This is a genomic window from Empedobacter sp. R132-2 (genome assembly GCF_030324375.1).
Classification (GTDB): Bacteria; Bacteroidota; Bacteroidia; order Flavobacteriales; family Weeksellaceae; genus Empedobacter; species Empedobacter falsenii_B.
Genome location: NZ_JACAGG010000018.1, coordinates 55874 through 63679 on the forward strand (window position 1 = coordinate 55874; position 7806 = coordinate 63679).

A 7806-nucleotide genomic window follows, 5' to 3' on the forward strand; every position below is an offset into this window, starting at 1 on the left:
AATATATCTAAATTAAAATCAAAAGCTTTGCCAAATTGTTAAAAATTTTAATAAAAATAAAAAAAGCTCAGAAATTTCTGAGCTTTAGTATTATTGTATTGAGAAGATATTCTTTTTATAATTGTTCAAAAAGATATTTCATGTTGACTTCTTTGTCGATAATTTGAGCTAACTCATTAATATTAACACGTTTTTGCTCCATTGTATCACGGTAACGTAAAGTAACAGAATTATCGTTTAATGAATCGTGGTCAACAGTGATACAGAAAGGTGTTCCAATCGCATCCATACGACGGTAACGTTTACCGATAGTATCTTTTTCTTCGTACATTACGTTGTAATCTAAACGTAATTTCTTCAAAATTTCTTTCGCTAATTCTGGTAAACCATCTTTCTTTACCAATGGTAAAACAGCAGCTTTAATTGGCGCTAATGCAGCTGGTAAAGATAATACAATACGTTCTGATCCATCTTCTAAAACTTCTTCTTTCAATGAATTTGAGAAAACTGCTAAGAACATACGATCCAAACCTACAGAAGTTTCTACAACATAAGGTGTGTATGATTCGTTTGTTTCGTTATCGAAATATTGAATTTTTTTACCTGAATGTTGTTCGTGTGCTTTCAAATCGAAATCTGTACGTGAGTGAATTCCTTCTAATTCTTTGAATCCGAATGGGAATTTAAACTCAATATCAGCAGCAGCATTTGCATAGTGCGCTAATTTTTCGTGGTCGTGGAAACGATAATTTTCATTTCCTAAACCTAAAGTTTGATGCCAACGTAAACGTGTTTCTTTCCATTTTTCGTACCATTCTAATTCAGTTCCTGGTTTTACGAAAAATTGCATTTCCATTTGTTCAAACTCACGTTGACGGAAAATAAATTGACGTGCAACAATCTCATTACGGAAAGCTTTACCAATCTGAGCAATTCCGAAAGGTAATTTCATACGTCCAGATTTTTGTACGTTCAAGTAATTTAAGAAAATACCTTGAGCCGTTTCTGGGCGTAAATATAAATCCATTGCTTGATCTGCTGTTGCTCCTAATTTTGTTCCGAACATCAAGTTGAATTGACGAACTTCTGTCCAATTTTTAGAACCAGTTACAGGATCAGCAATTTCTAATTCTTCAATCAAAGCTTTTATATCGTCTAAATCTTCGTTTTCCAAAGATTTTCCCATGCGCGCTAAAATTGTATTGATTTGATTTTGATATTCTACAACACGAGGATTTGTCGCAACAAATTGATCTTTATCAAAAGCATCACCGAAACGTTTTGCAGCTTTCGCAACTTCTTTCTCTATTTTACCTTCAATTTTTGCACAATGATCTTCAATTAAAACATCGGCACGGTAACGTTTTTTAGAATCTTTGTTATCAATCAAAGGATCATTAAACGCGTCAACGTGGCCCGAAGCTTTCCAAGTAGTAGGGTGCATAAAAATAGCAGAATCAATGCCGACAATGTTTTCGTGCATTTGTACCATTGCTTTCCACCAATATTGTTTGATGTTATTTTTTAGCTCAGCTCCGTTTTGACCATAATCGTAAACGGCTGATAATCCATCATAAATCTCACTCGATTGAAAAATGAAACCATATTCTTTCGCATGAGAAACTACTTTCTTGAAAATATCTTCTGACATAATTAATTGTGTGTTCTTATTTAAAGTGCAATTTTAGTGATTTTTGATGACTATTGAGGTATATTTTGATAAAATCGTAAGGCTTTAATCGCTTATTCTATTTTTTGAGAAGATTATTAACAAAATGATTGATTTTACTATTCGAGTTATTTCAATTTCAATCAAAAAAAACATACTTTTAAATCATTAAAAAATGATAACCTTATGAAAAAGTTTATTCTTCCTATTCTATTATTAAGTTTTGTTACAAGTTGTAATTCTAATAATTCATCTAGTTCATCAACAGAAAATAAAATTGAAAGTGAAGTGAAAGATTCGGTTAAAGAATCGGATGTTAATTATAATGTTGCGCTTGATTTTATGAATAATTATGTTGATTATATCATGGATACAATTGTTAAAATAAACGAAGATGAGTATATCAAGCAAAATGAATTGTTGACGCAAAGTTTTAAAGATCGATACAAATTTGTGCAAGATTCTGCTTTTAAAGTTGAGCCAGAAGTTGGGTTGGATTTTGATCCAATTGTCGATGGACAAGATTTTCCTGATAAAGGATTTAAAATAAAATCGATTGATAAAGCAACAGGTTTAGTGACTTTGCAAGGGATAGATTGGCAAAATTTTGAAGTTGTTTTGAAAATTGTTAACGAAAACGATAAATCGTTGGTAAATGGTTCTGGGATTATTAATATTCCGACGAACAAACAGGCAAGAAGATAAAGTGATGAAAACTGAAAATTCTATAAGAAACTTTGAAAATGATATAAATTTCAGTTTGTTTTGATTTGAATTTTTTGTTTATTTTTGTCCAACATGAAAATGCAACATTACATAAAGTATGTTTTGTCGGTGGTTTTGATTTTTTCAAATCTTAGCTACGCATTTTCTATGCATTTTTGTCAAGGAGTGGTGGAGCAAGTGAAGTTGAATCATTTGGATAATAATTCGCACGAAATGGGAGTTTCTACTTCGTGTTGTCCTCCAAAAACAGAAAAAAAACATTGCGAATTACCGGAAAACAATAAATCTAAAAAAGATGATTGCTGTAAGGATATTTCATATTCGGATAAGTTTGTAGAAAAGCAAACTGTCAAAATTCAAAAACTTATTCCGATTAGTTTTATAGTTTCTGAAATTCTTCAAATTAGAATTCCGATTCAAGATGAAGAGGTGAGCAATCAATCTAGTTTCCTTGATTTTTATGTTGCGTCAAATGCACCGCCAAATTATATACTCAATTCTCAGTTAACATTTTACGAAGGGTAATACCCGTTTATTTTTTGATTAAATTAATCAGAAAACAATACGCTATTATCTAAATATTAAAGTATTTGATGAAAATCTAATCAACAAGTACACAATAATAAATAGGCATTGAGCCTTAAATCGTAAAAATGAAAAAAATATTCACTTCAGTATTTATACTAAGTGCTGCGTTTTCTTACGCACAATCTACTTTAAAAGGAAAAATTACAGATCAAAATCAACAACCAATCGTTGGAGCAGAAGTGTTTTGGCAATCGTCAGATATTACTGTTATTACAGATGAAAAAGGAAACTTTGAGATCGAAAATTATCAACCAACCTCAATTTTAGGTGTTTTTTATGACAATGAAACAACAACTTTTAAGGAATTAAAAGACGAATTTCAGAATATCACCATCAATGTAAAAGATCATTTTGGGGATACTTCGTTGAATGAAGTTGTGGTTCGTGATACAAGTAGTTCGCTTAAAAAATCGAAGTTTGCAACCAATATGACGACAATGACTGGAAAAGAATTGTTGAAAGCAGCATGTTGTAATTTAGCTGAATCTTTCGAGACAAATCCTTCTATTGATGTCAATTTTTCGGATGCTGTAATGGGAAATAAGCAAATTAAAATGTTGGGTTTAACCTCTCCTTATATTTTGATTGCAGAAGAAAATATACCAAATGTTCGTGGAGCTTCGCAAGCTTTTGGGCTTAGTTTTACGCCAGGAACTTGGGTAGAAAGTATTCAGGTGACGAAAGGTGCGGGAACGGTGATTAATGGTTATGAAAGTATTTCTGGGCAGATTAATACAGAATTAATCAAACCTTCAAATGATATTCCGTTGTTTGTGAATCTTTATGGTTCTACAGATTCGCGCTTCGAAGGGAATGTGCATTTGAACAAAAAATTGAATGATAAATGGAGTACTTCTTTGTTTATGCATGGAAATGCACGCGTTTCGAAGAATGATATGAACGATGATGGGTTTTTAGATAATCCGCTTGGACATCAAGTTAATGTGATGAATCGTTGGCAATATCAAAACTTAGAAAAAGGTTGGGTTGGATTTTTATCTGCAAGATATTTGAATGATACAAAACAAGCAGGACAAGTTGATTTTGATAAAGATCGTGATAAATTAACAACAAATTATTGGGGGTCAGAAATCAATACAAATCGTGTGGATGTTTCGTCAAAAATTGGGTATGTTTTTCCAGAAATGCCTTATCAAAGTATGGGATTACAAACGGCGTTTAGCTATCATAAACAAGATTCTTACTTTGGATTGAATCAATATGATATTGAGCAACAAAGTTTTTATTCCAACTATATTTTCAGTTCGATTATTAGCAATACAAAAAATAAATTCTCTACAGGAGCGAGTTTTACGTATAATAAATTCAAGGAATTTGTAGCGCTTCCGATTGATGCGAATTATGATCGAATTGATAATTCTGCAGGAGCATTTTTCGAATATACGTTTGATAATATGAAGAATTTCAATATGATTGCTGGGCTTCGTGGAGATTATCATAATCGAATGGGATTTTTCTTAACACCTCGTTTGCATACACGTTATACACCTGTAAAAGGAACAACAATAAAAGCATCGGTTGGTCGTGGAAAACGAATCAATAATATATTTGCAGAAAATCAGAATTTATTTGCTTCTTCAAGACAATTTAATATTTTGGGCGATGGAAATGGAAAAATATATGGTTTAGATCCAGAAATTGCATGGAATTATGGATTTAGCGTAACTCAAGAATTCAAATTATTTGGAAAAAATGCTGATGTTACAGCAGATTTTTATCGAACAGATTTCGAAAATCAAATTGTGACGGATATCGATTATTCAGCGCGCCAAGTTAGGTTTTATAATTTAGAAGGAGATTCGTATGCAAATTCGTTCCAATTCGATTTTAATTATAATCCATTTACGCATTTCAAAATTAGAGCATCATACAAATATTATGATATAGCAACCGATTATGAAAACGGAAAATTAGAACGTCCATTGCAAGCGAAGCATCGTTTCTTTACAAATCTTGAATATGAAACACATGAAAGAAATGGAAGAAATTGGCGTTTTGATGCGACGTATAATTGGATTGGAAAACAGCGTTTACCAAATACATCAGATAATTTGCCAGAAAATCAGTTGAATGAATATTCGAATCCATTTGGGACAATTAATTTCCAGATTACACGTGTTTTTTCAAAACATTTTGAAGTATATATTGGAGGAGAAAATGTAACGAATTATCAACAACATCGCGTAATTTTAGGAGCAGATAATCCTTTTGGTTCAAATTATTTCGATAGTTCGATTGTTTATGCACCAATTTTTGGACAAATGTATTACGCTGGATTAAGATTTAGTTTAAAATAAAAATCATAAAAAATATAAAATAATGAAAAAATTATTAGCCTTTGCTTTGGTTGCGACTTTAGGAATTAGCGCACAAGCACAAAATAAAAATGCGAAACACGATTTACACGTTAAAGGAAATTGTGGACAATGTAAAGACCGTATTGAAAGAGCGGCTTATGGTGTAAAAGGCGTAAAATCTGCTGAATGGGATAGTAATACGCAAAATTTACATATTATATTGAATGAAAAAAAGAGTAAAGTGGATGATGTAGAAAACGCTGTAGTAGCGGTTGGACACGATACTGATAATAAACGTGCAGAAGAAAAAGTGTACGGAAGTTTACCTTCTTGTTGTTCGTATGATCGTGAAGGTTCAGCTGGGGAAGCTAACACGCATAGTCATTAAAAGATTTTAAAATATAAAAAAATCCATCTCATTTGAGATGGATTTTTTTATATCATTTGATTTTCAATTACTGAAACATATCTTTCACACGTTCAAAGAATGATTTTTCATTTTTCGAAGGTTCTGGTGAGAAATGATCATCGTCTCTCATTTTTTCAAAATACGCTTCTTGATCTTTCGATAAATGAGTTGGTGTCCAAATGTTAACATGCACAAATAAATCACCTTTTCCGTAACCGTTCAAATCTGGTAAACCTTGACCTTTTAAACGTAATACTTTTCCTGATTGAGTTCCTTTGTCAACTTTAATTTTCACTTTTCCGTTAACCGTCGGAATTTCTTTCGAAGCACCTAAAACAGCATCAGGAATAGAAACATACAAATCAAAATGTAAGTTGTTTCCATCACGTTTTAATGTATCGTGTTCTTCTTCTTCAATCAAAACAAGTAAATCACCAGGAATACCATCAAAAGGCGCATCGTTACCTTTTCCACGAACTTGTAATTGAATTCCTTCTCTTGCTCCAGCAGGAATTTTAAGATCGATTGTTTCCTCAACTTTGATTAATCCTTGATTATTTGCTCCCGAAGGAATTTTGTCTGCAACTTTTCCTACTCCTTGACATGTTCCACAAGTTGTAGCAGTTTGCATTTGTCCTAAAAATGTGTTGGTAACACGAACTTGTTGTCCAGAACCGCCACAAGATGGACATGTTTTAGATGTAACGCCATCTGCTTGTTTAAAACGTTTAACTTTTACTTTCTTTTCGCAACCGTTAACCATTTCTTCTAAGTTCAATTTTACGCGAATACGCAAATCAGAACCTTTCATTCGACGTGGACCACGAGATTGACCTCCAAATCCACCACCGAATCCTCCGCCTCCAAAGATATCGCCGAAATGAGAGAAAATATCTTCCATATTCATTCCGCCGCCACCGCCGAATCCTGCGCCAGCAGCTCCGCCCATTCCTGCATGTCCGAATTGGTCGTAACGTGCACGTTTGTTGTCGTCGCTTAAAACTTCGTAAGCTTCTGCAGCTTCTTTAAATTTATCTTCTGCCTCTTTGTCACCAGGATTTTTGTCAGGGTGATATTTGATGGCAAGTTTACGATAGGCTTTCTTGATATGCTCTGATGTTGCAGATCTTTCGACCTGCAATATTTCGTAATAATCTCTTTTTGATGACATTTTCTTAATCTAAATTATAATCCAACAACAACTTTAGCGTAGCGAACTACCACATCATTTAATAAATAACCCGTTTCTACAACGTCTACAATTTTTCCTTTTAAATCCTCTGTTGGAGCAGTAATTTGAGTAATTGCTTCGTGTAAATCAGTATTGAAATCGTCTCCAGCTTTAGTTTCCATTTCTTTCAAACCTTTTGCACGTAACGTTTCTACTAATTTATTATTGATTAATTCAACACCTTGATGTAAGCTGTCGTCTCCAGACTTTTCAATTTGATTTAAAGCGCGTCCAAAATCGTCTAAAACAGGCAATAAAGACGTAATAACTTCTTTATTTGCTGTCTTGAAAATGTCCATGCGTTCGCGCGAAGTACGTTTTTTGAAGTTGTCAAACTCTGCAAATAAGCGTAAATATTGGTCTTTTTCTTTTGCTAATTGTTCCTTAACAATTTCTAATTCTGACTTTCCAGCAGTTTCTTCTTGTGGTTGTTCTACAGTGTTATCACTCTCTTGAACGTTTTCTTGAAGATTCTCGTTCTCTAATTCTTCGTGTATATTTTGGTCAGACATATTCTTATTAGTTTTTTTGTTTCTGATTGAATCAAATAGTTTGCCAATGCCCATTATGTGTCGTTTTGTCAGATTTTAAATAAAAAAGAAGCACTTCTGTCGCGAGAAGTGCTTCGGTAAATGTATAAAGTTTTTTTTGATTTGAGTTTTACTTTGAGGATGCGAAGTTGAAATGAATTCAACTTGACAAAGAGCGTATAAAAAAACATTTTATTCTTTACAATTATCTTAGCCTGTCTTTTTGTCTTTCCATTTTTTTGGAAAAAAATTAGTATAACCCGTTGTGCATTTTGATTAATAAAGAATAAAGTTGTTCATTTGATTGAAAATCAGTAAATTGTTTTAACTACAAA

Annotated in this window: 7 protein-coding genes; 4 read left to right on the forward strand and 3 right to left on the reverse strand. The window is 32.7% G+C overall.

All coding sequences use genetic code 11. The features are described 5' to 3' along the window. Positions 1–115: 115 nt before the first annotated feature. On the reverse strand, positions 116–1651 hold the full coding sequence (locus HXZ69_RS09665) for a glycine--tRNA ligase (RefSeq protein ID WP_286495818.1): 1536 nt from the start codon (positions 1649–1651) through the stop codon (positions 116–118). Positions 1652–1855: 204 nt separating this feature from the next. Between HXZ69_RS09665 and HXZ69_RS09670 the strand changes: the two genes are divergently transcribed. The 4 genes from HXZ69_RS09670 (at position 1856) to HXZ69_RS09685 (ending at position 5689) form a co-directional block, all read left to right on the forward strand. Continuing rightward, positions 1856–2374 carry a hypothetical protein gene (locus tag HXZ69_RS09670; protein ID WP_286495819.1) on the forward strand — a complete coding sequence of 173 codons (519 nt, stop codon included), beginning with the start codon at positions 1856–1858 and terminating at the stop codon, positions 2372–2374. Positions 2375–2473: 99 nt separating this feature from the next. After that, the gene (locus tag HXZ69_RS09675; protein WP_125349052.1) at positions 2474–2920 is read left to right on the forward strand and encodes an HYC_CC_PP family protein; all 447 of its coding nucleotides are present in this window, start codon (positions 2474–2476) and stop codon (positions 2918–2920) included. Positions 2921–3048: 128 nt separating this feature from the next. Further along, positions 3049–5301: a TonB-dependent receptor gene (locus tag HXZ69_RS09680; protein WP_286495820.1), complete on the forward strand. Its 2253-nt coding sequence runs from the start codon at positions 3049–3051 to the stop codon at positions 5299–5301. Positions 5302–5323: 22 nt separating this feature from the next. Continuing rightward, on the forward strand, positions 5324–5689 hold the full coding sequence (locus HXZ69_RS09685) for a heavy-metal-associated domain-containing protein (protein ID WP_221856639.1): 366 nt from the start codon (positions 5324–5326) through the stop codon (positions 5687–5689). Between the two features lie 67 nt (positions 5690–5756). Here HXZ69_RS09685 and dnaJ read toward each other — a convergent pair whose 3' ends face one another. Beyond that, positions 5757–6881 carry a molecular chaperone DnaJ gene (gene dnaJ / locus HXZ69_RS09690; protein ID WP_286495821.1) on the reverse strand — a complete coding sequence of 375 codons (1125 nt, stop codon included), beginning with the start codon at positions 6879–6881 and terminating at the stop codon, positions 5757–5759. A gap of 14 nt (positions 6882–6895) precedes the next feature. Continuing rightward, positions 6896–7453: a nucleotide exchange factor GrpE gene (locus HXZ69_RS09695; RefSeq protein ID WP_286495822.1), complete on the reverse strand. Its 558-nt coding sequence runs from the start codon at positions 7451–7453 to the stop codon at positions 6896–6898. Between the last annotated feature and the right edge of the window lie 353 nt (positions 7454–7806).